The sequence below is a fragment of the Shigella sp. FC1967 genome (assembly GCF_001743005.1).
In the GTDB taxonomy this organism is placed as follows: domain Bacteria; phylum Pseudomonadota; class Gammaproteobacteria; order Enterobacterales; family Enterobacteriaceae; genus Proteus.
Map to the genome: position 1 here is coordinate 1 of NZ_MIIZ01001041.1, position 1164 is coordinate 1164.

1 protein-coding gene is annotated in these 1164 nt (G+C 43.2%); it reads right to left on the reverse strand.

Annotated elements, in window-relative coordinates; genetic code table 11:
* Positions 1-1164: nitrate reductase subunit beta (gene narH, locus BHE89_RS17900; protein WP_128860692.1), on the reverse strand; the 1164-nt coding region annotated here is incomplete at both ends.

Sequence of the window (1164 nt, forward strand, 5' to 3'; positions counted from 1 at the left end):
TTTGTAATGACGCATCGCTAACATGCGTTTTAATGCTAATAACACAGGTGCCGTATCCCCAGCGGTCAGTAAATTTGCTAAATATTGAACAGGAATACGCAAGCTTTCTACATCAGGCAAAACGCCTGTATGTGGTAACACACCCGCATCAGCAACAGATTGGATCGGTGACAGCGGTGGTACATACCACACCATGGGTAAAGTACGATATTCAGGGTGCAGTGGTAATGCCAGCTTCCAATCCACAGCCATTTTGTACACAGGTGAACGTTGTGCTGCATCAATCACACTTAATGGAATACCTTGCTCTTCTGCGGCTTTAATAACTTCAGGATCGAAGGGATCTAAGAAGATATCTAATTGGCTTTGATATAAATCTTTTTCGTTATCTGCACTGGCGGCTTGTGAGATCTTATCTGCGTCATACAGCATCACCCCCAAATAACGAATACGTCCAACACAGGTTTCTGAGCACAATGTTGGCTGACCCGCTTCAATACGTGGATAACAGAAAATACATTTTTCTGACTTACCACTTTTCCAGTTGAAATAGATTTTTTTGTACGGGCATCCAGTTAGACACATGCGCCATCCACGGCATTTATCTTGATCGATAAGCACAATACCATCTTCCGCACGCTTATAAATCGCACCACTAGGGCATGTCGCGACACAAGCAGGATTTAAGCAGTGTTCACATAAGCGAGGTAAATACATCATGAATGTATTTTCAAACTGCCCGTACATCTCTTTTTGCATATTGGCGAAGTTTTTATCCGCAGCACGTTTGCTAAATTCCCCCCCTAAATCATCTTCCCAGTTGGGGCCTTTTTCGATCTTGGTCATACGCTGACCCGTGATCAACGAACGAGGACGTGCTGTCGGTAATGCGCCTTCTGGTGCATTTTTTAAATGCTCATAGTCATAATCAAATGGCTCATAGTAGTCGTCTAATGCGGGAACATCGGGATTGGCAAAAATGTTAGATAATAGACCAACACGGTTACCCATTCTTGGTACTAACTTACCTTTAATATTTTTGATCCAACCGCCTTTCCACTTCTCTTGATCTTCCCAATTTTGGGGATACCCTGTACCTGGCTTAGTTTCGACGTTATTGAACCATGCATATTCAACGCCTTCACGGCTGGTCCAAACATTTTT